Genomic DNA, 23,542 nt, shown 5'->3' on the forward strand with positions numbered 1-23,542 from the left:
CGCCGCAGGATCCGCACCTGTGGTGTTCGCGTTCGCCGCAGCCGGGGCCGCGTCGGCGGCGCCGGCAGTGCCGCCGTCGCATGACCGTGCGCCCATGCCATCAATTCCCACGCTGCCCGCGATGCCGGCCCTGTCCGCGCCGTCGCTGCCCATGCCGCCACTGCCCGCACTGGCACAACATGTCCCGCCGCCGCCGGTGGACTCGGAGGCCGCCGCGCCGCGCGCCGCGATCAGTCCGCCGTCGGGTGGCGCCGAGACCGGAGCCCAGCGCACCGGACGAGGCACCCGGGTCCAGCGGACGCAGCCATTGGGACCACTCGATCTGAGTTCACTCCATGCACCGATGCCGGTGGCACCGGTCAAGCCGATCACGCCGACCCCCGGAACCGTGCGCGCCGGTGACCTACAGGCACCCGCACCCGAGTGGCTCTCGCCTCAACAGACGCGGCAGGTGAACGACGCCGCCGCAGGGGCCGAGGCCCAGGTCGCGGCCGCAGGTGACTCGATGGGCCTCGACCCGGCACGTTCTGACCGAGTAGCGGCCGCGACCGTCGGCGACGCGACCGCAGGCGCAGCGATCGCGACCGTGACCGTCGGCGCACCCCTCGCCGCGGCCGGCGGGGTGGTCGGCGGGGTCGCCGGGCTGGTCGCCGGTGTGCCCTTCCTGCCCGCAGGGCTGGTGGTCGGCCCGGTCGCAGGCGCCGCCATCGGGGCCGCGGTCACCGCGGCGCCGTTCACCGCCATGGGTGCCGGAATCGGCGCGGGCGTCGGGATGGCACGGGGACTCGCCGAGCCCCCGCACCGGTAGGCGCGACCGGCACCACCACACGTCGTGCAACGACACCAACAGCCCGACCTGACCGTCGGGTAGGTGACAGGGTTGGAGACCAGACCCGCACCCGCGATTGGAGTCGCACGATGGAAACCCTCGACGACCCGGAGGCCGTCGGCAGTTCCGACGACGAGTTGTCCGACCGCATCAGTCTGTCGATGTCGCTGTTGATGACCCCCGACATGGCGAACTTCGCCGGGAACGTCCACGGCGGCACGCTGCTCAAGCTGCTCGATCAGGTCGCGTACGCGTGCGCGAGCCGCTATTCGCGGAGGTACGCGGTGACGCTCTCGGTCGACCGGGTGATCTTCCGGGAACCGATCCGGGTCGGCGAGGTCCTCACCCTCACCGCGTCCGTCAACTACACCGGTCGTACGTCGATGGAGGTCGGCATCCGGGTCGACACCGAGGATGTGCACACCGGACAACGACGCCATACCAACAGTTGCTACTTCACGATGGTCGCGACCGACGACAACGGACGGCCACACGAGGTGCCGCAACTCACCCCACGAACAGAGGTCCAGAAACGTCGCTTCCGCGAGGCACAGGACCGGCGTGCGGCGTTACGGTCGGCGCAATGATCGGTCAGCCCGCCACCTTGAGGCCGATCACGCCGCCGACGATGGCCACGATGCAGACGACCTTGACCACGCTGACCGCCTCCTCGCCGGTTGCCATCGCATAGACGACGGTGAGCGTTGCGCCGATGCCGACCCAGACGGCGTATGCGGTTCCGGTGGGCAGACTGCGCATCGCATAGGCGAGACCGGCCATGCTCGCAATCAGTGCGACGCCGAAAACCGCGCTGGGTCCGAGTCGGCTGAAGCCCTCGGACTTGCCCATCGCGGTCGCCCAGACAGCTTCCAGGACACCCGAGACGACCAGAACGAGCCAGGACATGACAGTGACCTCCAGAGCCACCGTCTTGTCGTCTGCCGGGTACGGCGGGCTCGTCCGGTTGTCATCATCGACCGATCCAGGCTAGCAAACCGGAGATCGGGCCCCGCCGATCTCGGGGCCCTGGGACGGCGGTCAGTCCTCTGCGACGTCGTCCTCGTCGAGGGCACTCACCGCGATCCCGTACGGCAGGAACCGCACCTTCCGCTTCGGATCGGTGTTGTGCTTGTTCGCGCGCAGGGCATCGAGTTCGGTGGCATAGACCTGTTCGACGCGGGCTCCGCCTTCGTCATCCACGACGAACACCGCCCAGACACCGGTGCCGGTGTCACCGGTTGTCTCCGGCTCGCGGCGGGTGCGGCGCCCGGTGTCCTCGAAGATCGCCGACCACGTGCCGCCCGGTGCGCCGGGACTGGCCAGGAACCTGCCGACCATGTCGCGGACCCCGTCGGTGGCCTCGCGTGCGAACCGGTCGAAATCCTCCGGGCTCATCCCGAATGGTCCGTTGTTGTCCGCCATGTGAGCCTCCTGATGCAGCGGGCCGCGGCAGTTGTGCCGTGTCCATCCAGTCTCCACAGGTTCGGCGCTCTCCGCCACCATCTCCCGCGGTCGACGGGGCCTCAGGCCAGGTCCGCGTCATGCATGATGATCGCGACCTGGACCCGATTCGAGGTCCCGAGCTTGCCGAAGATGTGCGAGATGTGCGCCTTCACGGTTGCCACGCTCATGTAGAGCTGCTCGGCGATCTCGGCGTTCGACGCACCTTTCGCCAGGCACACCGCGACCTCGCGTTCCCGCTCGGTCAGACTGCCGAGGGAGGCGCGCTCGGGCGACGAACGGCCGGCGACACCACCGTTGTGCACCACCTGCTTGATCAGGGCGGCGGTCACCGACGGACTCAGCGCCGGCTCACCGCGAAGCACATTCTTGATCGCGGCGACGATGTCCTGCGGTGCCGTGTCTTTCAGCAGGAATCCGTCTGCGCCGACGGCCAGCGCGCGGACCACGTAGTCGTCGGCATCGAAAGTCGTCAGGACGATGACCGACGGGGGACGCTCGGTGGCCTTGAGTGACGCCGTCGCGGCGATCCCGTCCATCACGGGCATCCGGAGATCCATCAAGACCATGTCGACCGGCTCGGCGCGATGCCGATCGACGGCCTCCTGGCCGTTGGATGCCTCGGCCGCGACGTCCAGCTCGGGATCGCCACCGAGCAGCAGCCGCAGACCGGATCGGACAAGCGGATCGTCGTCGACGATCATGATGTGCGCGCTCATGTCTGCCACGGTAGCCAGACATGTAGGACGAAATGTCGGTCGTCGGTGCGCACCGCCGAGTGTCGGCCCCCGCTCAACGCGACCCGCTCCGCGACGCCGACGAGACCCAGACCCGAATGCGGTGGCGCGGTGGTGGGTTCGTGCCGCAGCGGGAGCGGGTTGTCGACCAGAAGGTCGACGCCCGAATCGGGGTCGCCCTTGATCCGTACCGCGACGGTGGCCGCGGGCGCGTGTTTGCGCGCATTCGTCAGCGCCTCCTGGAGGCATCGGTACAGAGTCCGGAATCGCGCCGGAGCGATGGCGGTCAGGTCCGCGGCGCAGACATATTCGATCCGCATCCCGCCTGCGCGGTTCTCCTCGATCAACGCATCGAGGTCTTCGGGAAGTGCCTGCGGCAGTTCCGGATCGGCGTCCCCGGGCCCCTCCCGGAGGACCCCGAGCACCTCGCGTAGCTCGGTCAGGGCGAGGTGGGAGGTCTCCTGGATCGTCTGCGCGGTCTCCCGTACCTGCCGCCGATCGAGGTCATCGCGATACGCCAGTGCGCCCGCGTACATGCTGACCGTTGAAATCCTATGGGCGAGAACATCATGCATTTCACGGGCGATCCGCGCCCGCTCGACCGACCGGGCTCGGCGCACCTCAGCCTCCTGCTCGGCCTCGGCAAGTGTGGCCCGCAGGCGCCAACTCGCCAGCAACTCCCGGCGGGAGCCGATGTACATCCCCCACGCGATCATCGTCGCGATGGCCGCCAGCATGGTGCCGTAGCGCACGAGCAGTGGCTCTTCGACATCGGGCACATTGAAGAATTCCTCGGCGAGGACCCCACATCCGACCGCGAGGACGGCCTGCGGAATGATCTCCCGCCACTTCCGCCTGGTCGACAACGACACCATCGCCAACGTGCTCGGCCCGAGCGAACTCGCCGACAGGATCCCGGCCAGATTGGTGAGGGTCGCGACTGCCACCGGATGCGAACGCCGCCACCACACGAGGATGTAGCTGACGATCCCGACGGCGAGGTCGGCCGCGAACCACCAGCGGACATGCTCCCACTGATAGCCGACCCGCGAACCCCAGGCGATCCCGGTTATCAGGAGCATCAACGCCAGGCGCCATCCGTGACTCCACCAGGTCAACGGTGGCTGATAATCCTCGGGACGCACACCCTCACGGTAGTCGGGGTGTTCCCGGGGGCACCTCATACTCGCGGCCACGGCGATATCCGACTTTGGTCGCACCCGGTGATGGCCACGAGCCCGATGCGCGCGATCCCCTGTGTCGCGAACGATGGACACCATGATCACCGTCGAGAACCTCACCAAGAGATACGGCGACCACATCGCCGTCGATGACGTGTCCTTCGCCTGTAAGCCCGGTCAGGTCACCGGATTTCTGGGACCGAACGGCGCAGGCAAATCCACCACGATGCGAATCATCGCCGGCCTGACGCCTGCCTCCTCGGGCACCGCGACCGTCGGCGGCACGGCGTTTCGGGACATCCCGAATCCGGCGACCCAGGTCGGGGTGCTCCTCGACGCGTCGGCCCAACACGCCGGACGCACGGGAGCCGAGATCCTGCGGTTGAGTGCGATGACTCTGGGTATCCCGAAGTCGCGTGTCGCGGAGATGCTCGAGATGGTGAGTCTGACGCCCGACGAGGCCGACCGCCGTGTCCGCAACTACTCCCTCGGCATGCGTCAGCGCCTCGGGATCGCGAACGCGCTGCTCGGCGATCCGCACATCCTGATCCTCGACGAACCGGCCAACGGCCTCGATCCTGCGGGTATCCACTGGATGCGAACTCTGTTGCGGGACTATGCGAATCGGGGTGGCACCGTCTTGCTGTCGTCGCACCTGCTGCATGAGATCGAGATCATCGCCGACGAGATCCTGGTGATCGGACACGGCCGAATCGTCGCCGAGGGCACCAAGGACGAACTCCTCGCCGGAAACGGTGCCCGGGTCCGCTCACTCGACGACACCGCGCTGGCTGCGGCCCTGTCGCGCGCCGACATCCATGCCCGACCGGCGGACGGGGGCGGTCTGACCGCCGACGCCGCCCCCGAAGACGTGGGCCGGGTCGCCGCCGCCTCCGGCATCGTGTTGGTGGAACTGCGGCCGGGCGACGGTGCGCAACTCGAAGAGATGTTCCTGCAACTCACGCAACAGACCCAACGCGAACAACCAGTCCTCCAGGGAGCACAGCCATGACCGTCCCAGTGCAGAACGCGCCCGCCGACGACACGGTCGCCGTCGACCGGCGAACGGTGCCGATTCCGTTGACGCGCCTGACCATCGTCGAACTCCGCAAACTCGTCGACACGCGCGCAGGCTTCTGGCTCACCGCGTCTATCGGGCTGATCTCGGTGGTCGTCGTGGTGGCCATGCTCATCGCGAACCGCGACAACCCCGCCGACCTCACGTTCGGTCAGTTCTTCGGGATGATGAACATCCCCACCGGGATCATCCTGCCCATCCTCGCGATCCTGCTGGTGACCGGCGAGTGGAGCCAGCGGACCGCACTCACCACGTTCACGATGGAACCGCGCCGCGAGCGCATCGTCGCGGCCAAACTCCTCGCCGCACTGGCCGCAGGCATCGGCGCCGTGGTCCTCTCGCTCGTCCTCGGCGCCGTCGGAAACGTGATCGCGGGCATCGCCTTCACCGATCCGGCGGGTGCCTGGTCGTTCACCGCGGCCGGACTGGTCAACTCGTTCCTCCTGCAGATGTTCGGCCTGCTCCTCGGCTTCGCCTTTGCCGCGCTGATCCTGAACACCCCTGGCGCAATCGTCGCGTACTTCGCACTGCCGACCGCACTGTCCCTGGTCACCGAGCTCGTGCCGTGGTTCAAGGACAATCTCGGCCAGTGGATCGACACCGGATCGACCAATGCGCCTTTCCAATCCGGTGACTGGGCCACCGGGGGCGAATGGGCACGGCTGATCGTCTCCGCAATCATCTGGATCGCCATCCCATTGACGCTGGGGGTGATCCGGGTACTGCGCTCCGAGGTCAAGTAGACCCCGGCGCGTTGCGACCGGCGGGCCCACTCTCCCCGAGGCCCGCCGGTCGCACTCATCTCCGTATCGGCCGGTTCATCCGAACAACCAGGCATTCGGCGAGCAGACCACGGGCACCGGCACCCCGGGGCCGCCGGGCACGACGGGGATCTTCGCCGAGAAGGTGTTCAGCACGATCGACACCGCACGCAACGAATAGCTCAACGCGAGGTGATCGGAGGTGTCGATGCCACAGCCGTCCTGCAGGGTGATGTTGCGGACGTCCGGACCGTTGAGGAAGGTCGACTGATACGGCGTGGTGACCTCGTCGTATTTGGTCCCGATGACCGTGTACTTCACCCCCGGCACCGTGTCACCACCGGCATTGAGTTTCTTCAGGAACTCCGAGTCGTAGACCTGCTGGATTCCGGAGACACCCACTCCCAGCGCGATCGGGCCGAGCACATCGATTCCCGCGTTGTTGATGAGACGCCCGAGCGTGCCGATCCCGAGCAGCGTGGTGCCGTGGTTGGTCGCACCCAACGTCACCAGTCGATCCACCTTGTCGGCACCACCGTCGAACTTCAGGTACTGCCGGGCCACCAGCCCGCCCTGCGAGTGGCCAACGATGTTCACTTTCGAGGCGCCGGTCGAGGAGCGCACGCGATCGACGAATGACGCCAACTGCTCGGCGGACTGGGCGATGTCGCCGGTGCCGTATGCACCAGGGATCGCGCTGCCGAGCCCTCCGCCACCGGCTGCGCTCAGGATGCCGTAGTTCAGCGCGAACACGCACATGCCTGCGCGCTTGAGGTAGGGCGACAGGTACGCCCAGTTGTTGTAGGCGTTCTCCCAGGTCCCGTGCACCAGGACGACCGGGGTCCGTCCGTCGGAGGCCTTGCAGTTCCAGTCGTTCGCCCCGGGCGGCGCGACGTCGGGATTGCCCAGTCCGTTGCCGAACGCCTTCCAGAAGTCGTCCTCCTTCTTCCCGCTACCGGCCGGGACCTTCGACGTGCTCGAACCGCTCAGGATGACATCGTCGGCCACCCGCTTCTTGAGACCTGACTTGATGGTGGCGTCGAGACCCTGCTGGGTGGCGGCCGATGCCGGCGCCGCGGCCCCCCATGCCAGCGATACCACCGCGGCCACCGCGATCGCTCCCCCCATCAACCGCCGGCGCCACCCTCGCGACGCAATCGCTTGACCCATTCGTTCCGCACTCCTTCTCGCTGTCGTCGGTGACCGCGCGCTGTCTGATGACCCCCCTGCAGCAGGCGACCGCGATCACACCTCTGCCGGAGCAAACGTACGCACGCGGTGTCCAAAAATGAAGCAGAAAGAACGTTTTGGTATCGCTAACACCGAATATCATTCGTGAACAGGACTACCGACCGATCAGTCGCTCGATGGTGTCGTATTCAGTTGCGTAACAGCCTTTTTCATCAGACAGATCTCGTGACAATTGACTGGGTCATACGTCCCACTCGGGGTCGGCGCAGGTCCCGAGCACAGGAGCGCCGCCGGACTGGCGTCCCGACAGAAGTGGCCCTAGCATCTGGACCCACGCGTCGCACGGGGGTCATCACACCGCCGGCCGGATGGCCGGCGATGCACACGCGTTCACAGGGGAGGAAAATTCAATGCCACATCGGCGCAAAGCTTTTCACTGGATCACTGTGGTGATCACCCTCGGGCTGGTCTGCGGTGGATGGATGCAGACCGCTGCCATCGCATCGGCCAACCCGGGCACCGCACTCGAGAGCGCTCGGTCGGGGTCTCCGGACTGCCGCGACCTGATGTCCGGTCACACGTGCGTGGCCGGCGGCCCGACGACCGTTCCCGTGCTTCTGCGCATCAATCCGTTCGGAACCCGCATCATCGTGCTCGGAGCCGCCCTGAACCACGATGGATCCATGAAACCGGTTCTTCTCCAACGGCTCCGCGCTGCACTGCCGTTGGCTCGCCAGGTCCCGCAAGCACAGGTGATCACCACCGGGGGCCTGCCACGGCGCGGGCGAACCGAGGCCCAGGCGATGAAGGACTGGCTGGTCGCCCACCGCATCGCGCCGGCCCGGATCACCCCCGAGAACCGCTCGCGGACCACGGTGGAGAATGCGCGCAATTGCGCCCGGATCCTGTCAGCGGGCGGTTCCACCGGAGTAGTGCTCGTGACCAGTTCGAATCACATCGCACGTGCGATGAAGGACTTCCGCCAGGCGGTCGGCGGCGCCATGCCCATCACTGGTGTCACCTCCCGGTGACCGTCAGCGCGACGACCGGGTGCCGCCTGCCGTCCAGGCGAGCAACCGGTCGAGGGTCCACGTCGTCACGATCCGGTCGGGCTCGATTCCGAGACGCTCTGCTCGTTGGGCGCCGAGCGCCTTGAAGTCCAACTGCCCGGGCGCATGCGCGTCGGAATCGATCGCGAACAGGCAGCCGAGGTCATACGCCAACTCGATGAGATCGTCCGGCGGGTCGACACGTTCGGGGCGGGAGTTGATCTCCACCGCGGTGCCGTGATGGGCACATGCGGCGAACACCTCTGCGGCGTCGAAGACCGATTGCGGGCGCGCTCCCCGACCGCCTGCCACCCGGCGGCCCGTGCAGTGGCCGAGCACATCGACCCGCGGATCGGCGACAGCGGCGACCATCCGCCTGGTCATCGGCGCCGCATCCATCCTGAGTTTCGAATGCACCGATGCGGTGACCACATCGAGATGGTCGAGCAGTTCGTCGGTCTGGTCGAGTGATCCGTCGTCGAGGATGTCGACCTCGATGCCGGTCAGGATGTGACAGGTCCCGTCCGAACTCCGGTTCAGTTCGGCGATGTCGTCGATCTGACGTCGGAGACGTTCGGGACCGAGCCCGTTGGCCACCGTCAGACGCGGCGAATGGTCGGTGATCGTCAGCCATTCGTGCCCCAGCGCGCTCGCCGCCCGCGCCATCTCGTCCAGGGGCGCGCCACCGTCGCTCCAGTCTGTGTGGGCGTGGAGGTCGCCGCGGATGGCCAGATAGAGATCGTCGCCGCCACTCGCGAGAGAGTCCGGCGATGTCTGCTGCACGTCCGCCAGGTAACCGGGCAGCTCACCGGCAACCGATTCGGCGATCACCGACGCCGTCGTCTTCCCGATCCCGACGATCGCGGTCAGTGTCCCGGCCGTGGCCCGCTCGGTCAGTTCCTCGACACCGACGCGTTCCGCGGCGCGTGCCGCCTTCCGAAACGCCTCCACCCGATACGTACTCTCTCGCCTGCGCTCCAACAGCCAGGCGATCCGCGTCAGTGCGACGACCGGGTCGACCGGTGCCCCGACCGCGACGAACGATCTCATGGCCGATCGCCGGACTCCCCGCCTGTGCGTGCCTGCGCATCGGCATGGCGCCGATGCAGCCGTTCTCGGACGTCATCGGCACTGTAGGCGTTGCGCTGACGCTGATCTCGGGCGACCAACACCCCGCCCGCGGCCATCCCGATCGCACCGGCCAGGCCGACCCACTTCCACGCGCTGTGCATGTGCTCGAGGATAGTGTCTGATCTACGCTGCACTCGTGCGCACAGGACACGATCTCGGCGACGGTCATCCCGTCGTCGGCCTCGACGACGCGCTCGACGCCACCCGCACGGGCGATATCTGGCTGTTCCGTGGCAGTTCCGGGCCCGATCGGGCCATCCGGGCCCTCACGAACGCCCCGGTCAACCATGTCGCCATGACCGTCGCCATCGATGATCTTCCGCCGCTGCTGTGGCACGCCGAACTCGGCGACCGACTGACCGACGTCTGGACCGGCAGCAATCATCGCGGTGTCCAGCTCCATGACGGCCGCGAAGCGATCGAGCAATGGATGAACCGCTACGAGCAGGAATGCTGGCTGCGGCAACTGACCCCGGACGTGACCACTGCACAGGAGGACGCGCTGCTGACGGTGATCGCCCGCCTCGACGGCACCCCGTTCCCGGCCACCGCACGCCTCGCCGGCCGGTGGTTCCGGGGTCGGGTTCCCAACAGCGTCGATCTGGTCCGAGGGATCCCGTATCTGGATCGTCTCGCCCGCGACCGACGGGCGAGACGACGCCCGCGCAACGAGAGCCTGCAGGCCGCTTACTGCGCGGAGGTCGTCGCGATCACCTACGCCGAGATCGGCCTACTCGATGCCACCAAGGACTCCAACTGGTTCGACCCGCGGCGGTTCTGGAGCGGCGACCAGTTACCACTCGCTGCCGGATACGGGCTCGGCGACGAGATCGCTGTCCATCGCTGATCCTGCACCCGGGCGCTCCATCGCCCGCTGACCCCGTTCGGTCAGAGGGAGGCCTCCACCTCGGCCCGCCCGAGCGTGGGATCCGGACCCAGGTCGCGACGGGGCTCGGTGTGCGGCACCGACGTTCCGTCGGCGACCCTGGCGCGGGCGGCGGTGAACTCGGGCGCCTCACCCATGGTGGCGTGCAGCCCGTTCAGCGCCGTCCAGACCGCGCTGCGACGTGCGCGGCGTTCGATGGGATTGGGTGGCCGGTGCATCACCAGTTGGGCGGCCCACTCCGGCATCGTGTCCCGGATCGCCCAATCGACCGCAGCCTGAGCCGGATTCGTGAGATTCGGTCCGGTGGCGATCGCATTGCCATGCGTCAGGGCCAGTTTGGGTAGATACTCGGCGAGGCACGCGAGGGTATCGGCCTTGGTGGCAGGCAGATCGGTGCCGCCGAGCGCGTGTCCGACACGTACGAACTCCGCGTAGTAGCGATCCAGTTCCCTGCCACGCAGCGGTTTCGGATGATAGATCTCGTGCGCGGTGGCGATCCCCCAGACGACCGTGGCGTAATTCCATCGCAGCCATGCCGGATCGTCCGCGTCGTAGGTGAGACCGTCGGGACGCTGACCCTTGATGGTGTGGTGCATCGCACGGACGGTGGTGGCGAGGCGTTCGGCGGTCTCCGTTGACCCGTAGGCGGTACCGATGAAGAAGGCAACCGAATGCCCCAGGCGAACGGCCGCACCTGCGGGGTCGATACGTCCGGTCGGCTCGCCGTCGTCGTCCTTCTGCACCAGACGCGAATGATGCACACCCATCCAGAAGATGCTCGGGTCCAGCCTCTCCAGATACGACGCGCATTGCAGACCGAAGATCAGGGCGGGCGTGTGCGCATGGACATACCAGGTCGCGCTGTCCGGCCCGAACCATCCCGGGTCCCCGGTCGGCCCGGAGAACTCCATCCCACGGAAGTACCTGACCCGGATGTTCTTCTCGAAACGGTCATTGAGCCACATGCCCGCCAGTTGATGCGGCAACGGAAACGGGAACGGAAGTGAACCCAGGGACATCGACATCGGACTCGCCCTCGCTGTCGGTTGTGGTTACAGACGTGACCAGAATATCGTCTGGTCACGGATGTGACCAGACTTGATCGGTTCCCGTCGGCGGACGTACGCTGGTCCGATGTCCAGCCCCACCCGTTGGGCCGGCGTCCCGCTGACCGACCGCCGCACCGAACGGCGCGCGCTGCTGGTCGACGCCGCGTTCACGGTGTTCGGTGCCTCGGGTGCGCCGGGCCTGTCGGTGCGATCGGTCTGCCGGGAGTGCGGCCTGAACACGCGCTACTTCTACGAGAGCTTCGCCGGCACCGATGAGCTGCTCGGGGCCCTCTACGACGGCGTGGCACAGGAACTCGCGACCGTCGTCGAGGACGCCATGGCGGTGGCCGGCCCGTCGATCCGGGCCAGGACCACAGCAGGCATCCGTGCCGTTCTCGGATTCGGTTCCGGCGATCCCCGCCGCGGTCGCATCCTGTTCACCGAGGGGCGATCGAATCCGGTGCTCGTCGCGCGACGAGCCGCGACCCAAGACCTGCTCATGGAGCTGGTTCTCACCGAAACTGTTGCTGCTCACAGGCTTCCCGACGGTGTGCCCAGTCGGGTCGGCGCCATCATGTACACCGGCGCGATGGCCGAACTGGCCCAGCAGTGGCTCGCAGGCAACCTTGGCGACGACCTCGACGCAGTGGTCGACCACGCGGCCGCCCTCGTGTTGCGCTGACCGGCCTCCGGCAGGACCCACAGAGGCCTTGACCGCCAGCGATTCTCGGAATCAGCTGAGACGCCGCGGTGAGAACTGACAGGAAACCCGATGCCCGTTTCTTCACGTTCTCTCATACTGCGACGGCATCGTGGTGTCGTGAACCAATCCCAGCCGAACGAGGGCAACCGGGCTGAACACGACGACGTCGACAGCAGCCCGGTCACCCAACCATTCACCCAGCAGAGTCCGCCTCAACCGCCGAACACTCACTGGGATGCCTATCAGCCGAGCGCGTATCCGCCACCGCCGGTGGCAGATCGCCCACGCAGCCTGGCCAGGCCGATCGTGGCGACCGCCGTGCTCGCGGGTCTCGTCGGTGGAGCCGTCGGGGTGGGCGGCAGTGCGCTGCTGAATCGTTCGGACGCGAGCCCGTCGGTCCCCTCGCTCACCTCGCAGCCCGCGTCGGCGGCCAACGCCGCGGACGTGAAGCCCGGCTCGGTGACCTACGCCGCGCAGGTGGCCTCCAAATCGGCTGCCGACATCAAGGTGAGCACCGGCCAGGGAACCGCGGTCGGCAGCGGGATCGTCCTCTCCCCGGACGGCTATGTGCTGACCAACAACCACGTGGTCGCGGCAGCCGGCAACGGGAGCACCATCCAGGTGACGACCAGCGACGACAAGACGCACACCGCCAAGGTCACCGGCACGTCCCCGTCCTACGACCTGGCCGTCATCAAGCTCGACAATGCGTCGGGACTCACCCCGGCCGCGCTGGGCGATTCGAGTGGCCTGCAGGTCGGCGAGCAGGTCGTCGCGGTTGGTAGCCCCGAGAACCTGTCGAACACGGTCACCTCCGGCATCGTCAGCGCTCTGTCGCGCACCGTCACCGCAGGCGACGAGTCCGGATCCGGGCTCACCGTCTACAACGGCCTGCAGACCGACACCGCGATCAATCCCGGTAATTCCGGTGGCCCACTGGTGAATCTGAAGGGTCAGGTGGTGGGCGTGAACTCCGCCGTCGACACCGGCCAGAGCTCCAGCGGCGGGGTCCAGGCCTATGGACTCGGCTTTGCCATCCCGATCAACGCCGCCAAGCGGATCGCGAACGAACTCCTGCAGGACGGCCACGCGACGAAACCTGTTCTGGGTGTGTCGGGTTCGCTGGCCTCAGCAAACGGTGACCAGAACGTCGAGGGTGCCCAGATCTCGGCGGTGCAGTCGGGTGGCGCAGCCGCGGACGCCGGCCTCAAGGCCGGCGACGTGATCACCAAGATCGGCGACACCCCGATCAGCGATTACGCCGATCTGATGGCACAGGTCCTCACCCACGCGCCCGGCGACACCGTGCCGGTCACCGTCGGGTCGGGGAACAACGCACACACCGTGCAGGTCAAGCTCGGAAGTGCGGTCGACAAGGAACAGACGACCATTCCGGAGTCCGGCGGCCAGGGTGGTCGATCCGGCGGCGGCCAGGATGGCTTCGGCGGCCAGGGCGGCGAATTCGGCGGCCAGGGCGGCGAGTCCGGCGGCCAGGGCGGCGAATCCGGCGGATCAGGGCTGCCCTTCGGCGGCAGTCCATTCGGCATGGTGCCCTAGAGAACCCCGGGGAGCGGGGCGGCTCCGTCGATCACCTGATCGACGGAGCCGTTTGCCTGTCCGGCCCCCGCATGCCGGCCCCCGCATGCCGGTCGCCTCGTCGCGTGCCGGTCAGCCCACCGTGATGGCGTCGAGCCGCTCCTTGATGAAGTCCCCGGAGATCACCGGCGGACGGTCGGCGTGACGGCCCACCGGCGGTTCGAGTGGTGACACGATCGCGTCGTGATCGAGCTCGTAGAAGAAGATGAGTGACACCAGATCCTCCTCTGGCGCATCGGGTTGCGGCGGCAGGACGCGATGGCGCCCCGCAGGCCACCGCCCGCCCGACCAGTACTCGAGCAGATCGCCGATGTTGACGGTCAGCGCGGCCGGATCGAATGGTGCGTCCGCCCAGCCGGTTTCGTCGCTGTACACCTGGAGACCACCGGCGCCGGGCTCGCGGTCGAGCACGGTGACCGTACCGAAGTCGGTGTGCGGGCCGATCCGGAACTGGCCCGGTTCCGGATCTCCCACCACAGCCATCGGCGGGTAGTGGTTGATGTTCGAGGTCCACGTGGAATTGCGGGCCAGCCCCTGGAAGGGGTTGGCGTCGCCCACGAGGCCCAGTGACGCCGACATGAGCGCCAGCAGATCGTCGGACAGTGCCTTCACCTGAGAAGTCCACTCGGTGAACAGCTCACGCAGGCGCGGCACCTCGGCCGGCCACACGTCTGGGGCGAACCAGTAGTCATCGACCTCTGGAACGCCCACCCTGGTCTGGGCGCCGGAGTTGTAGGTCTCCTTCAGGTCCGGAGGCGTCTCGGTACCTTCCGCGTATCCGTTGGCCTCCATCCCCGGTCCGATCCAGCCACGACCCCCGACTCCCACCGAGTACTGCTCTTTGATGTCGGTGGGCAACGCGAAGAACTGACGGGCAGCCGCCCGCAGCGTCGCCGGCAGATCGGGATCGATGCCGTGCCCGGTGACCAGGAGGAAGCCTGCCTTCTGCAGCGATTCGTCGACAGCCGCACACACCCGGTCGGCCGCAGCTCCCCCGGCCCGCCACTGCGCGATGTCGACGGTGAGGATCGGGCTCGCGGTCATACATTGCCTCCGGTCAGCTTGGGTACCGTCGCGTCCGCGACACCGATGTCCTCGTTCCACAGGGTGGGGTTCGCAGCGATGAAGTCGGCCATCATCGCCACGCATCGACCGTCGTCGACCACGGTCACCTCGATCCTGTTGTCCCGCAACCAGTCCTCGCCACCGGAGAAGGTGCGGTTCTCCCCGACCACCACCGCACCGATCCCGAACTGACGGATCAGCCCACTGCAGTACCAGCAGGGCGCCAAGGTGGTGACCATGATCGTCGATGAATAGTCCCGCTGACGTCCCGCCGCACGGAAGGCATCGGTCTCGCCGTGCACCGACGGGTCGTCGTGCTGGACCCGACGATTTCGCCCCTCCCCGAGGAGGGTGCCGTCCACGGCGAACAGGGCGGCGCCGATCGGGATACCCCCCTCATCCAGACCGAGACGCGCCTGACGGTAGGCGACGTCGAGCAGGACGGCCGGATCGAGGTCGACGGCATCGGTGCGGCTTGTCATGCAGACGAGCCTGCCCCCGCACGACGCCGCGGACAACGGACAGTCCGTCGCCTCGCGAACCGGGGCGAACGTGCATATCGTCGGATCATGTCCTCTGCTCCCGTGGCTCTGCCGACCTTGCGCGAGATCGTCGAGCGCCACCTGCACCGAGCCGACCCGCGGGTCCTGACCGCGCACGATCACCTCGACGTCCCGGTCGGTTGGGTGCACTCCAGCGAGATCTTCGAGATCGGGCCGTTGCTGTCGGGTGGCGAGCTCCTCCTCACCACCGGGCTCGGGCTCGGCGGGCTGGACGCAGGCACACGCAGGCACTACGTGCGCGACCTCGCCGAGCGCGGCGTCGCCGGCCTCGCATTCGAGATCGGCCGGACCTTCGACGCGATTCCGGAGGAGATGATCCGGGAGGGATCGGCGCGCCGTCTACCGATCATCGAGCTGCGTCGCGTGCTGCCGTTCATCGAGGTGTGCCGCGAGGCGAACACGTCCATCGTGAGCGGGGAGCTCGCCGGTCTACGCCTGCGCGCACAGCTCGACGATGCCCTGCACACAGACCTGTTGGCCCCCGGCGCAGTGGCGCGGATGCTCGCCGATGTGTCCGAGGTGACCGGGCGCCAGATCGCACTGGTCGGTTCCGGCGGAGCACTGCTCGCCGCGCACGGCGTCGACGATGACAGATCGGCCTGGCGGATGGTCGACGCCGCGACGGCCTCGGCGGCAGTCATGGCGCGGGATCGCGAGATCGCCCGCCTGATCGCCGGTGGGGACTCGGCGGGCCACCCGCCACCCGTGGTCGCCATGATGCTGGCGGCCGCGGCCGGTCCGATCGCAGCAGCCCTGACCCGTTCCGGTACAAGGGGTTCCGCGGTGGGCACCCGTCTCGTCGAGGAAATCGTCGGCGGGCGGCACGTCCGCCGCGCCGATCTCTTCGCACGTCTTGTGAGCTCCGGGGTCCGGGTCACCGATTCGACGCGACTCGTCACAATGGCGGCCGAGGCGCCCGACCCGAGGATGGTGGAAGCGGCGCTCGCACGATCGGCGTCGGCCCTTCCCGGACTGGTGCAGGCGACGATCGATGCCACCGTGTACGCGCTGGTGGCCGCGCCGCGCTCCGAGCACGGTGACGATCCGGTCCAGCGGGTCACCGACACACTCGTCGACCTCGGCCCGCAGGCCGGTCGGATCACCGCCGTGGTGGGCGACGCCTACTCACTCGACGCTGCCGACCCGGGGGCAGAACTCTCCGCGACTCTGGCCGCGTCTCTGCACCGTTGCGCCGAAAGGCTGTCCATCGCCGTGGGTCTGATGCGTGACGGCGTCACCGACAAGCGGATCTTCACCGGCCGCGAGCTCGTGGCCGACAGCACTGCGCGGTCCGCCGACCCCGAGATCCACGGTGAGTTGCGACAACTCATCGCACCCCTGATCGCCCACGATCACAGCCAGTCCACCAACCTCGTCACCACTCTCGACGTCCATCTCCGTCACGGATGCAGTGCCACCCGGTCCGCCGAGGTCCTCCACCTGGGCAGGCAGAGTCTCTACCAGCGACTCGACCGCATTCGCGGACTCCTCGGCTTCGACCCGACCTCGCCGGCGATGTACACGTCGATGCTGTTGGCCATCAGTGCGTTCCGCTCACAGCCGCAAACCCTGCCCGGTCGGCCGTGAGAGCGGATCAGGCGTATTCGCGCTGTGATCGCTCGACCCGCTTGCGGGCCAGGATCAGGTATCCGACGAAGGCGATGACGAATCCGACGAACGCCCCGATGTCACCGAGCTCCGGCACGGCACGGACGACGTATCCGACGAAGCGCTCCTGATTGCAGAACAACAGCAGCGATGTCACCAGACCGATCGCGAATGCGGCGACGCCACCCCAGTTGGTGTAGCGGGTGTCGTAGAGCAGGGCGAGCGACGGTGGTTCGCGTCGGAGCAGCCGATCGGCGAACACCACGCCGAGCCACGGGCCGATCCAGTAGGCGACCAGCAGCAGGAAGGCCTCGTAGGATGCCGCGGCGTCGGCCAGCGCCCACCAGGCGACCAGGAAACCGACGATCCCGAAGAACACCGTCACCAGTGCCCGCTGGATCCCGATCGGCAGCCGGAAACCCATCGTCACGAAAGCCATTGCGCCCGAGTAGACGTTGATGGCATTCGCCGCGACGGCGCCGACGGCGATCGCCAGCAGCGTGAGATCGGCGACGACGCTCGGCAGGTTGGCCGTGAACGCCTCCGTCGGATTGTCGGAGGAGGGTGCGCCGATGGTCACCGACGCCGCTCCGACGACCATCAGGAACGTGCACGAGATGTACAGGCCCGCAGACGCGAACAGTCCGGTCTGCAGCTTGGACACGGTGGGCGGCAGGTACCGCGTGTAGTCGGCGGCATAGGGCGTCCAGCCCGCGGTGTAGCCGAAGGCCGCGCCGACGGTCAGCAGGAAGCCACCGAGCGAGAACCCGCCGTCGGCGGAGCCGGCCGAGACGTCGGACTTGCTGAAGATGATCACCGCACCGATCAGGAAGACCACGGCCAACACCGGGGCGGCCACCCGCTCGAATCGCTGCACGAGATTGTGACCGAAGAAGGCGAACGCTGTCTGCGCGATCACGATGATCACCAGACCGAGCAGGGGCGTGAGTCCGAAGAGTGTCGACAGCGCGAAGGCACCGCTGACGCTGTTGGTGGCGAACCAGCCGACGCCGCACATGATCGCCATGAACGTCGCGGGCAGGACATTGCCGCGGTGGCCGAATGCGAGGCGACCGAGCACCATCTGGGGCACCCCGTGCAGCGGTCCTTCCGCCGACAACAGGAAGTGGGCGACCGCGCCGAGGAGGTTGCCGATCGCCATCGCCGCGACGGCCTGCCAGAACGACAGGCCGAAGTACAGCACGGAGATGACGCCGACGAAGATCGTCGCGAACTCGAGGTTGGGCGCGGTCCAGGTCCAGAAAAGCCCGCGCGGCGAACCGTGCCGCGCATCGAGCGGGATCGGCTCGTTGCCGCCCGGCTCGACGGCGAGAACCTTGTCGCGATAACCGGCCTGTGGTGCGACGGCAGCCGCGTCGGGGTGTTCAGGGGGTGCGCCGAGAGTCATGGCGCAACTCTGCTGCCCCCGACCGGCGTCGGCAACTGACGGACTGTCCGCTGCCGACGCCACGAGACGACACAGATCGACGCCCCTCGGTCCCCGGCTACTACTTGATGCCGATCATTCCGTCGAAGACGAACGGGGTCATCGCCGGTCGGCAACCGTCGAACGACGACGTCGCCATCGGGCCCATGATGCCCACGTGGCTCGCGGCACCCGACGCCCCCTTGCGCACGGTGATCTGGACGGCGGCCGCACCGCGGGCCGCAGCCGGCAGGATGTCGGGGGTGGTCGCGGTGATCGGATAGATCAGCGACGCCGTGTTGCCGGCGGTGTAGAGGCAGGTGATGGGTCCGCGGACCTGGATCGGCGTGGGATTCATCCCGTCCAGCACGGTTGCCCGATAGGTGCCCGTCGTCTTCCCGTCCGCGGCGCGGGAGCCGACCGCCTCGATCCTCAGCAGGTGCACACCCGGGGCGATCGCCATGTCACCCGACACGACGAGCGCAGCGGGTTTCTCGGCGGTCATGGGCGCGGCGGACACTGCTGGTGCGGTCACCAACGCGGTCGCACCGAGAACGGCAGCCGCCGCGGCGACCAGGACTCGACGAATTGTCGGATGACTCATCATTCCTCCTCGTGGAGTTGAGACCCGACCTGGGATCGAGGCTAATCCGCCGAACCGGCCGCTGCGACACCGCTCTCTCAGCGCACTTTCAGCTTGACCGGATCGTCGCCCGACGAGCTTCGAGGTATGCCCTCTCGGCGGGATCGGTGGTGAGCGCGATCGCCTTGTCGAAGGCCGCGGTCGAGGCGTCTTCGCGACCGAGCCGGGCCAGCAGGTGCGCTCGCGTGACCCACGCCGGCTGGAACCGATCGACGTCGGCCACACCGTCGAGTCGGCCCAGAGCGGCTGCGGCGCCGTCGGTCTCGGCCACCACCGCCACCAGTGCCACCGCGCCCGCCACGGTCGGCGAGATCGTCTGCAACGCCTCGTGGAGTCGGCGCAGGGTGAGCCAATCGGGAGCCGCATCCGGCCTGCGGGCGCAATGGACCGCACCGATGGCGGCCTCGAGCTGAAACCGACCGATCCGGCCGAGACCGTGTGCGGTGCGCAGGTGGGCGTGCGCGCGTGCGATGAGGCCGGCGTCCCAACGCCCCGGATTCTGCTCGGCCAGTGGCACGAACCGCCCGTCGTCATCGGTCCGGGCGGGTAGTCGGGCACTCGACAATTCCATCAGCGCGACAAGGCCGTGCGCCTCGGCGCTCGTCGCGGCGACCTCGGCCACCACCTCCCCGAGTCCGAGCAGCAGGGCCTGACGCTCGTGCGCCAGGGCGGGCCATTCGATGGTGTACGCGGCGTAAATCGCCTCGAGGACAGGTGCGAGGCGATCGGTGAGCTCGTCCACCGGGGGAACCTCGAACGGCAAGCCGAGGTCGGCGATACGTCGTTTGGCGCGTCCGAGACGAGCCGCCATCGTGGCACCGGGAATCGCGAACGCGCGGCCGATCCGATGGGCCGGGTGACCCAGCACCGTGTTGAGCATCAGCGGCGCGTGCACGGCCGCCCCGATCTCGGGGTGAGCGCACACCAGGAGCAACTCGAGGCGCCGGTCCCGGAACGGAGACACCCCACTGTCCGGGCCGTCGGCACCGGCCGGCGCCGGAGCGCGTGACACCGCGTCGAGGGGAACCGAGGTCCGTACCGCCACCGAACGCCAGCGGTCGCGTTGACGATTGCGGGCGACCGTCAGAAGCCAACCATCCGGATCGCGTGGCACGCCGTCGACCGGCCACCGGGTCAGGGCCCGTTCGAACGCGTCGCCGAGCGCGTCTTCGGCTCCCGCGACGTCGTGTGTGGCCGCGGCCAACAGCGCGAGAAGGCGGCCATGGGATTCTCGTGCCGCCCACTCGGCGTGCGCCCGCGCCTCGGCGATCGCACTCGCCGAGGGCTGGGCGCCGTCAGTCCGACCAGACACCGTCGACACAGGAGAGCACGGACCGCCTGACCTCCACGACCGCGTATTGCGTGGCGGGCATCTTCTCGGTCCAGGCCAGCGCGGCGTCGTGATCGGGGACATCGATGACGAACACGCCGGCGAGCGCCTCCCGGGTCTCGGCGAACGGTCCCTCCTGGACCCGGAGGTCCCCGTCGCGCCTGGTGACCGTCTGCGTGGCGGTCGGCGAGGCGAGGATCTCGGCCGCCACCAGCACGCCTGCCGCGTACAACGCGTCGGTGTAGGCGCGGATCAACGACTTCATCTCGTCGACGGCCTCGGCCGTGACCTCGCCCGGAGCGGGCTCGGCATTGTTGATCAGCAATGCATAACGCATGGTGTCCTCCTTCTCTCAGTGTGGCCCGTTGTCGGTGCCACATCAGAAGGACGAACGAGATGCGCCGAAATCGACACCACCTACCAGCGATAGTCGAGGAACTTGCCGTCGAACGTGATCACCACCCGATCCCCGTCCTGATCCGCTCGCCGGGAGAAATCGACCTTGAAGTTGATCGCACTCATGATCCCGTCGCCGAACTCTTCGTGGATCAGTTCCTTGAGTGCCGGGCCATAGACGGCGAGCGCCTCGTGGAGGCGATAGATGGTCGGGTCGGTCGCAACCGATTCGTCGGCGACCCGGGTCGGCTGGCGTACCAGGCTCTCGATCACGCCCTCACCGAGGCCGAGGAGTTCGCACACGATGGTCGCCTTGTCCACCGGCACCGGATGCTGCCCGAGGAGTGCGGCCACCGTCCAGACAACCGGAGCGTCGATCCGATCGGCGATGTCGGACCAGGACAGTCCCTGACGGATGCGGGCGGCGACGATCAGTTCTGCGGCATCGGACTTCGGCATGATCGGAGTGGTCATCGGAGCTCCTCGACGATTCGGATGGACCGCTCTACCTTGACCACATCGGGTTCTGGGTGTCCACCGGAACCGATCCCGACGACGTCGTGATCACCGTGGGACCGCCGTCCACGGTGTAATCTCACTCAGGTGACGGGACCCACATCCCAACGGCCGCAGCCGATGAAACTGCAACGCGTGACCAACCGCATCGTCCGCGCCCTGCTGGCCACACCCGTGATCAGCCGCGGTATCGGCCGACGTCTGGTCACCGTGTACGTCGTCGGGCGGAAATCCGGTAAGCGGTACACCGTGCCGGTCGCCTACACATCCCACGACGGGAAGTTGTTGATCGGCACGCCGTTCGCGTGGGGCAAGAACCTGAGAACCGGCGAATCCGTGGAGATCCGGCTGATGGGCCGGCGGCGGCCGGCCGATGTCGAGGCGTTCACCGACGAGCCGAGCGTCGTCGAGCACTACGCCGTCATCTGCCGTGACAACAAGCAGTTCGCCTCCTTCAACAAGATCGGCATCGGCTCCGACGGGACTCCCGATCCCGAGGATCTGCACACCGCATTCACCGCCGGAGCGCGCTCCATCCTGCTGACCCCCCGCTGAGCAGCGGGAGACGACGCATGCAGTCCACCCCTGCCTCGGTGCCTGGGCTCGACCGCCGCCTCAGCGCCGGCATTGCTCTGACCGGTGTCGCCCTGATGGCCGTGGTGGTGGTGGGGTTCGTGATCACCCGAGGAATCGACGTCGTGATCGGGCTCATCGGCTTCGGCATCGCCACCGCCGGTGCGTGGTGGGTCATCACGGAGCGGGCCGTACGTCGCCTCGGCGGGGCGATCGCGGTCGCCGTCGGCATGGCCGTCATCGCCGTCGCATTGACGCAGGCGCTCGCCGATCCGGCAACGGTCGCGGTTCGACTGCTCACCGCAGGCGCCGTGTTGGCCGTCGCCACCGGGTGTGCCCGGTACGCGCTGGCGCCGGATCTGCATGCACTCGATCTGACCAGGGAGTCCAGACGCCCGGCGAAGCCGGTGCTGATCTGCAATCCCAAGTCGGGCGGCGGGAAGGTCGAACGGTTCGGCATCGTCTCTGCGGCAAGGGATCTGGGTGTTGAAGTGCTCGTACTCGGTCCCGACGACGATCTCGAGCAACTCGCCCGGGATGCCGTGGCGCGCGGGGCCGACTGCCTCGGCATGGCGGGCGGCGACGGGTCGCAGGCCCTCGTCGCGTCGGTTGCCGTCGAGAACGGACTGCCGTTCGTCTGCATCAGCGCGGGCACGCGCAATCACTTCGCCCTCGACCTCGGGCTCGACCGTGAGGACCCGAAGGCAGGCCTGCTGGCATTCCGGGATGCGGTGGAGCGGCGGGTCGATCATGCCACCGTCAACGGCCGTCTGTTCGTCAACAACGTGTCACTGGGCGTCTACGCGACCGTCGTGCACGAGAGCTCGTATCGGGCGGAGAAAGCCCAGACGTTCGCCACGATGCTGCCCGACCTGCTGGGCCGCACCGCCGAGCCCTTCGATCTCCAGTTCACCTCCCCCACCGGCGACGAGGTCGACGGGTCGTTCGTCATCCTGGTGTCGAACAATCCCTATACCGCAACGGCTTCGCTGGACGCCGCGACTCGACGGGCGATGGACACCGGTCGGCTCGGCGTCATCGCGATCTCCACCTCGACCGGGGCCGAGGCAGCCCGACTGCTGACCAGATCCGCGCTCGGCCTACGCAGGACCAGCCGCTTCTGGCATGAATTCGCGACCGAGGAGTTCGAGATCCGATCGCGCGGCGGGCGGGCATTCGTCGGCATCGACGGCGAAGCACTGGAGCTGACGACACCTTTGCGATTCCGCAGTCATCCGCGGGAGCTGCGCCTGCTGGTCCCCGCCGGCAATCGCGCCGCCGCGGCGCGCCGACGCGCACGGGCCGTGGATCTGCGGTCCCTGGTCGATCTGACGAGGGGGCAGGCCCCGCGGATGTGAGATCCCGGGTCATGGCCATCCGATGACCGCCACCCACCGACCGGGTCACCACCACACGGTTGACAGCCACGCGACCACCGCAGCGACGGCGACCAGTGCGACGTTCAAGCCGATGAGCCGAGCCTCACCGCGGCGGAGATGCAGTGCGATGGCACCGATCTGGAGTAGCACGAGCGCGACCGCCGACACCGATGCGAGGACCGCGGCGATGCCCGTTGCGGGCGGCAGGATCAGCCCGAGCGCACCGAGCACCTCGAGGATGCCGATGGTCCGCACGAACCCCAGTGGCACGGTGTCGATCCACCCCATCATCGGTCGGAGCCGGTCCGGGGATCGCATCACTTTGATCCCGCCCGAGTAGAGATAGAACAGCGCCAGGATCGCGCCGACGATCCAGTAGGCGATGACCACG

At 67.9% G+C, this 23,542-nt stretch carries 27 protein-coding genes and 1 riboswitch; of the genes, 11 read left to right on the forward strand and 16 right to left on the reverse strand.

Annotated features, from left to right (window positions below):
• The first annotated feature begins 94 nt into the window (after positions 1-94).
• Both IDF66_RS02590 and IDF66_RS02595 read left to right on the forward strand, forming a co-directional pair.
• A complete protein-coding gene (locus tag IDF66_RS02590; protein WP_223309094.1) occupies positions 95-808 on the forward strand; it encodes a hypothetical protein in 714 nt (237 codons plus the stop codon).
• A 110-nt stretch (positions 809-918) separates the two neighbouring features.
• Complete coding sequence (locus IDF66_RS02595; RefSeq protein ID WP_164308954.1) at positions 919-1,416, forward strand: acyl-CoA thioesterase; 498 nt, start codon at positions 919-921, stop codon at positions 1,414-1,416.
• A 4-nt stretch (positions 1,417-1,420) separates the two neighbouring features.
• On the opposite strand, the gene IDF66_RS02600 is transcribed toward IDF66_RS02595, so the two are convergent.
• The 4 genes from IDF66_RS02600 to IDF66_RS02615 all read right to left on the reverse strand — a co-directional run bounded on the left by IDF66_RS02600 (position 1,421) and on the right by IDF66_RS02615 (position 4,172).
• Positions 1,421-1,735, reverse strand: a complete 315-nt coding sequence (locus IDF66_RS02600; RefSeq protein ID WP_190265618.1) for a DMT family transporter — start codon at positions 1,733-1,735, stop codon at positions 1,421-1,423.
• A 14-nt stretch (positions 1,736-1,749) separates the two neighbouring features.
• A riboswitch (guanidine-III (ykkC-III) riboswitch) is annotated at positions 1,750-1,812 on the reverse strand.
• A gap of 55 nt (positions 1,813-1,867) precedes the next feature.
• A complete protein-coding gene (locus IDF66_RS02605; RefSeq protein ID WP_164308952.1) occupies positions 1,868-2,251 on the reverse strand; it encodes a hypothetical protein in 384 nt (127 codons plus the stop codon).
• A gap of 101 nt (positions 2,252-2,352) precedes the next feature.
• Positions 2,353-3,009, reverse strand: a complete 657-nt coding sequence (locus tag IDF66_RS02610; protein ID WP_190265619.1) for a response regulator — start codon at positions 3,007-3,009, stop codon at positions 2,353-2,355.
• Entirely contained in the window at positions 3,006-4,172 is a 1,167-nt protein-coding gene (locus IDF66_RS02615) for a sensor histidine kinase (RefSeq protein WP_190265620.1), read from the reverse strand. Before IDF66_RS02615 ends, IDF66_RS02610 begins: the two co-directional genes overlap by 4 nt.
• A 133-nt stretch (positions 4,173-4,305) precedes the next feature.
• Between IDF66_RS02615 and IDF66_RS02620 the strand changes: the two genes are divergently transcribed.
• Positions 4,306-5,220, forward strand: coding sequence for an ABC transporter ATP-binding protein (locus IDF66_RS02620; RefSeq protein WP_190265621.1), 915 nt, complete (start codon positions 4,306-4,308; stop codon positions 5,218-5,220).
• On the forward strand, positions 5,217-6,029 hold the full coding sequence (locus tag IDF66_RS02625; protein ID WP_203588637.1) for an ABC transporter permease subunit: 813 nt from the start codon (positions 5,217-5,219) through the stop codon (positions 6,027-6,029). The genes IDF66_RS02620 and IDF66_RS02625 overlap by 4 nt, the downstream gene beginning before the upstream one ends.
• 75 nt (positions 6,030-6,104) lie before the next feature.
• On the opposite strand, the gene IDF66_RS02630 is transcribed toward IDF66_RS02625, so the two are convergent.
• Positions 6,105-7,217 (reverse strand): esterase/lipase family protein, encoded by a 1,113-nt coding sequence (locus IDF66_RS02630; RefSeq protein WP_190265622.1) that lies wholly within the window; start codon positions 7,215-7,217, stop codon positions 6,105-6,107.
• Between the two features lie 431 nt (positions 7,218-7,648).
• On the opposite strand from IDF66_RS02630, the gene IDF66_RS02635 reads away from it, so the two are divergent.
• Positions 7,649-8,269, forward strand: a complete 621-nt coding sequence (locus IDF66_RS02635; protein WP_190265623.1) for a YdcF family protein — start codon at positions 7,649-7,651, stop codon at positions 8,267-8,269.
• 3 nt (positions 8,270-8,272) lie between these two features.
• Here the strand turns inward: IDF66_RS02635 and IDF66_RS02640 are convergent, their stop codons facing one another.
• Both IDF66_RS02640 and IDF66_RS02645 read right to left on the reverse strand, forming a co-directional pair.
• On the reverse strand, positions 8,273-9,337 hold the full coding sequence (locus IDF66_RS02640) for a PHP domain-containing protein (RefSeq protein ID WP_190265624.1): 1,065 nt from the start codon (positions 9,335-9,337) through the stop codon (positions 8,273-8,275).
• Positions 9,334-9,519 carry a hypothetical protein gene (locus IDF66_RS02645; protein WP_164308946.1) on the reverse strand — a complete coding sequence of 62 codons (186 nt, stop codon included), beginning with the start codon at positions 9,517-9,519 and terminating at the stop codon, positions 9,334-9,336. The genes IDF66_RS02640 and IDF66_RS02645 overlap by 4 nt, the downstream gene beginning before the upstream one ends.
• A 35-nt stretch (positions 9,520-9,554) precedes the next feature.
• Here IDF66_RS02645 and IDF66_RS02650 point away from each other — a divergent pair, with 35 nt between their 5' ends.
• Positions 9,555-10,265, forward strand: coding sequence for a guanylate cyclase (locus tag IDF66_RS02650; protein ID WP_190265625.1), 711 nt, complete (start codon positions 9,555-9,557; stop codon positions 10,263-10,265).
• 41 nt (positions 10,266-10,306) lie between these two features.
• On the opposite strand, the gene IDF66_RS02655 is transcribed toward IDF66_RS02650, so the two are convergent.
• The gene (locus IDF66_RS02655) at positions 10,307-11,329 is read right to left on the reverse strand and encodes an oxygenase MpaB family protein (protein WP_190265626.1); all 1,023 of its coding nucleotides are present in this window, start codon (positions 11,327-11,329) and stop codon (positions 10,307-10,309) included.
• A 109-nt stretch (positions 11,330-11,438) separates the two neighbouring features.
• Between IDF66_RS02655 and IDF66_RS02660 the strand changes: the two genes are divergently transcribed.
• A complete protein-coding gene (locus IDF66_RS02660; protein ID WP_164308943.1) occupies positions 11,439-12,035 on the forward strand; it encodes a TetR/AcrR family transcriptional regulator in 597 nt (198 codons plus the stop codon).
• 138 nt (positions 12,036-12,173) lie between these two features.
• Positions 12,174-13,613 (forward strand): S1C family serine protease, encoded by a 1,440-nt coding sequence (locus IDF66_RS02665; protein ID WP_317628563.1) that lies wholly within the window; start codon positions 12,174-12,176, stop codon positions 13,611-13,613.
• A gap of 111 nt (positions 13,614-13,724) precedes the next feature.
• On the opposite strand, the gene IDF66_RS02670 is transcribed toward IDF66_RS02665, so the two are convergent.
• Both IDF66_RS02670 and IDF66_RS02675 read right to left on the reverse strand, forming a co-directional pair.
• Positions 13,725-14,696 (reverse strand): isopenicillin N synthase family dioxygenase, encoded by a 972-nt coding sequence (locus IDF66_RS02670; RefSeq protein ID WP_190265627.1) that lies wholly within the window; start codon positions 14,694-14,696, stop codon positions 13,725-13,727.
• Positions 14,693-15,199, reverse strand: a complete 507-nt coding sequence (locus tag IDF66_RS02675) for a nucleoside deaminase (RefSeq protein WP_190265628.1) — start codon at positions 15,197-15,199, stop codon at positions 14,693-14,695. Before IDF66_RS02675 ends, IDF66_RS02670 begins: the two co-directional genes overlap by 4 nt.
• An 87-nt stretch (positions 15,200-15,286) precedes the next feature.
• Here IDF66_RS02675 and IDF66_RS02680 point away from each other — a divergent pair, with 87 nt between their 5' ends.
• Positions 15,287-16,867, forward strand: a complete 1,581-nt coding sequence (locus tag IDF66_RS02680) for a PucR family transcriptional regulator (RefSeq protein ID WP_190265629.1) — start codon at positions 15,287-15,289, stop codon at positions 16,865-16,867.
• A gap of 7 nt (positions 16,868-16,874) precedes the next feature.
• Here IDF66_RS02680 and IDF66_RS02685 read toward each other — a convergent pair whose 3' ends face one another.
• From IDF66_RS02685 to cynS, 5 genes are all read right to left on the reverse strand, one after another.
• Positions 16,875-18,296: a purine-cytosine permease family protein gene (locus tag IDF66_RS02685; RefSeq protein ID WP_164308939.1), complete on the reverse strand. Its 1,422-nt coding sequence runs from the start codon at positions 18,294-18,296 to the stop codon at positions 16,875-16,877.
• A gap of 100 nt (positions 18,297-18,396) precedes the next feature.
• Positions 18,397-18,918: a hypothetical protein gene (locus tag IDF66_RS02690; protein WP_190265630.1), complete on the reverse strand. Its 522-nt coding sequence runs from the start codon at positions 18,916-18,918 to the stop codon at positions 18,397-18,399.
• A gap of 88 nt (positions 18,919-19,006) precedes the next feature.
• The gene (locus tag IDF66_RS02695; protein WP_317628565.1) at positions 19,007-20,269 is read right to left on the reverse strand and encodes an RNA polymerase sigma factor; all 1,263 of its coding nucleotides are present in this window, start codon (positions 20,267-20,269) and stop codon (positions 19,007-19,009) included.
• Entirely contained in the window at positions 20,253-20,624 is a 372-nt protein-coding gene (locus IDF66_RS02700; RefSeq protein ID WP_164308936.1) for a YciI family protein, read from the reverse strand. Before IDF66_RS02700 ends, IDF66_RS02695 begins: the two co-directional genes overlap by 17 nt.
• An 80-nt stretch (positions 20,625-20,704) precedes the next feature.
• Positions 20,705-21,157 (reverse strand): cyanase, encoded by a 453-nt coding sequence (cynS, locus tag IDF66_RS02705; protein ID WP_190265632.1) that lies wholly within the window; start codon positions 21,155-21,157, stop codon positions 20,705-20,707.
• 129 nt (positions 21,158-21,286) lie between these two features.
• On the opposite strand from cynS, the gene IDF66_RS02710 reads away from it, so the two are divergent.
• Entirely contained in the window at positions 21,287-21,754 is a 468-nt protein-coding gene (locus IDF66_RS02710; protein ID WP_317628566.1) for a PNPOx family protein, read from the forward strand.
• A 17-nt stretch (positions 21,755-21,771) separates the two neighbouring features.
• Complete coding sequence (locus IDF66_RS02715; protein ID WP_190265633.1) at positions 21,772-23,130, forward strand: diacylglycerol/lipid kinase family protein; 1,359 nt, start codon at positions 21,772-21,774, stop codon at positions 23,128-23,130.
• A 45-nt stretch (positions 23,131-23,175) separates the two neighbouring features.
• Here IDF66_RS02715 and IDF66_RS02720 read toward each other — a convergent pair whose 3' ends face one another.
• Positions 23,176-23,541, reverse strand: a complete 366-nt coding sequence (locus tag IDF66_RS02720; RefSeq protein WP_164308933.1) for a DoxX family protein — start codon at positions 23,539-23,541, stop codon at positions 23,176-23,178.
• Between the last annotated feature and the right edge of the window lies 1 nt (position 23,542).

This window comes from Gordonia hankookensis, from assembly GCF_014673215.1.
GTDB classification, from domain to species: Bacteria; Actinomycetota; Actinomycetes; order Mycobacteriales; family Mycobacteriaceae; genus Gordonia; species Gordonia hankookensis.

What these genes read in the sequence shown, in the direction of transcription:
- IDF66_RS02600 (WP_190265618.1), bottom strand. Translation starts at nt 1,735, where the DNA reads ATGTCCTGGCTCGTTCTGGTCGTCTCGGGTGTCCTGGAAGCTGTCTGG.
- IDF66_RS02605 (WP_164308952.1), bottom strand. Translation starts at nt 2,251, where the DNA reads ATGGCGGACAACAACGGACCATTCGGGATGAGCCCGGAGGATTTCGAC.
- IDF66_RS02680 (WP_190265629.1), top strand. Translation starts at nt 15,287, where the DNA reads ATGTCCTCTGCTCCCGTGGCTCTGCCGACCTTGCGCGAGATCGTCGAG.
- IDF66_RS02655 (WP_190265626.1), bottom strand. Translation starts at nt 11,329, where the DNA reads ATGTCGATGTCCCTGGGTTCACTTCCGTTCCCGTTTCCGTTGCCGCAT.
- IDF66_RS02635 (WP_190265623.1), top strand. Translation starts at nt 7,649, where the DNA reads ATGCCACATCGGCGCAAAGCTTTTCACTGGATCACTGTGGTGATCACC.
- IDF66_RS02690 (WP_190265630.1), bottom strand. Translation starts at nt 18,918, where the DNA reads ATGAGTCATCCGACAATTCGTCGAGTCCTGGTCGCCGCGGCGGCTGCC.
- IDF66_RS02590 (WP_223309094.1), top strand. Translation starts at nt 95, where the DNA reads ATGCCATCAATTCCCACGCTGCCCGCGATGCCGGCCCTGTCCGCGCCG.
- IDF66_RS02640 (WP_190265624.1), bottom strand. Translation starts at nt 9,337, where the DNA reads ATGAGATCGTTCGTCGCGGTCGGGGCACCGGTCGACCCGGTCGTCGCA.
- IDF66_RS02675 (WP_190265628.1), bottom strand. Translation starts at nt 15,199, where the DNA reads ATGACAAGCCGCACCGATGCCGTCGACCTCGATCCGGCCGTCCTGCTC.
- IDF66_RS02715 (WP_190265633.1), top strand. Translation starts at nt 21,772, where the DNA reads ATGCAGTCCACCCCTGCCTCGGTGCCTGGGCTCGACCGCCGCCTCAGC.
- IDF66_RS02630 (WP_190265622.1), bottom strand. Translation starts at nt 7,217, where the DNA reads ATGGGTCAAGCGATTGCGTCGCGAGGGTGGCGCCGGCGGTTGATGGGG.
- IDF66_RS02645 (WP_164308946.1), bottom strand. Translation starts at nt 9,519, where the DNA reads ATGCACAGCGCGTGGAAGTGGGTCGGCCTGGCCGGTGCGATCGGGATG.
- IDF66_RS02700 (WP_164308936.1), bottom strand. Translation starts at nt 20,624, where the DNA reads ATGCGTTATGCATTGCTGATCAACAATGCCGAGCCCGCTCCGGGCGAG.
- IDF66_RS02620 (WP_190265621.1), top strand. Translation starts at nt 4,306, where the DNA reads ATGATCACCGTCGAGAACCTCACCAAGAGATACGGCGACCACATCGCC.
- IDF66_RS02660 (WP_164308943.1), top strand. Translation starts at nt 11,439, where the DNA reads ATGTCCAGCCCCACCCGTTGGGCCGGCGTCCCGCTGACCGACCGCCGC.
- IDF66_RS02685 (WP_164308939.1), bottom strand. Translation starts at nt 18,296, where the DNA reads ATGACTCTCGGCGCACCCCCTGAACACCCCGACGCGGCTGCCGTCGCA.
- IDF66_RS02610 (WP_190265619.1), bottom strand. Translation starts at nt 3,009, where the DNA reads ATGAGCGCGCACATCATGATCGTCGACGACGATCCGCTTGTCCGATCC.
- cynS (WP_190265632.1), bottom strand. Translation starts at nt 21,157, where the DNA reads ATGACCACTCCGATCATGCCGAAGTCCGATGCCGCAGAACTGATCGTC.
- IDF66_RS02670 (WP_190265627.1), bottom strand. Translation starts at nt 14,696, where the DNA reads ATGACCGCGAGCCCGATCCTCACCGTCGACATCGCGCAGTGGCGGGCC.
- IDF66_RS02595 (WP_164308954.1), top strand. Translation starts at nt 919, where the DNA reads ATGGAAACCCTCGACGACCCGGAGGCCGTCGGCAGTTCCGACGACGAG.
- IDF66_RS02625 (WP_203588637.1), top strand. Translation starts at nt 5,217, where the DNA reads ATGACCGTCCCAGTGCAGAACGCGCCCGCCGACGACACGGTCGCCGTC.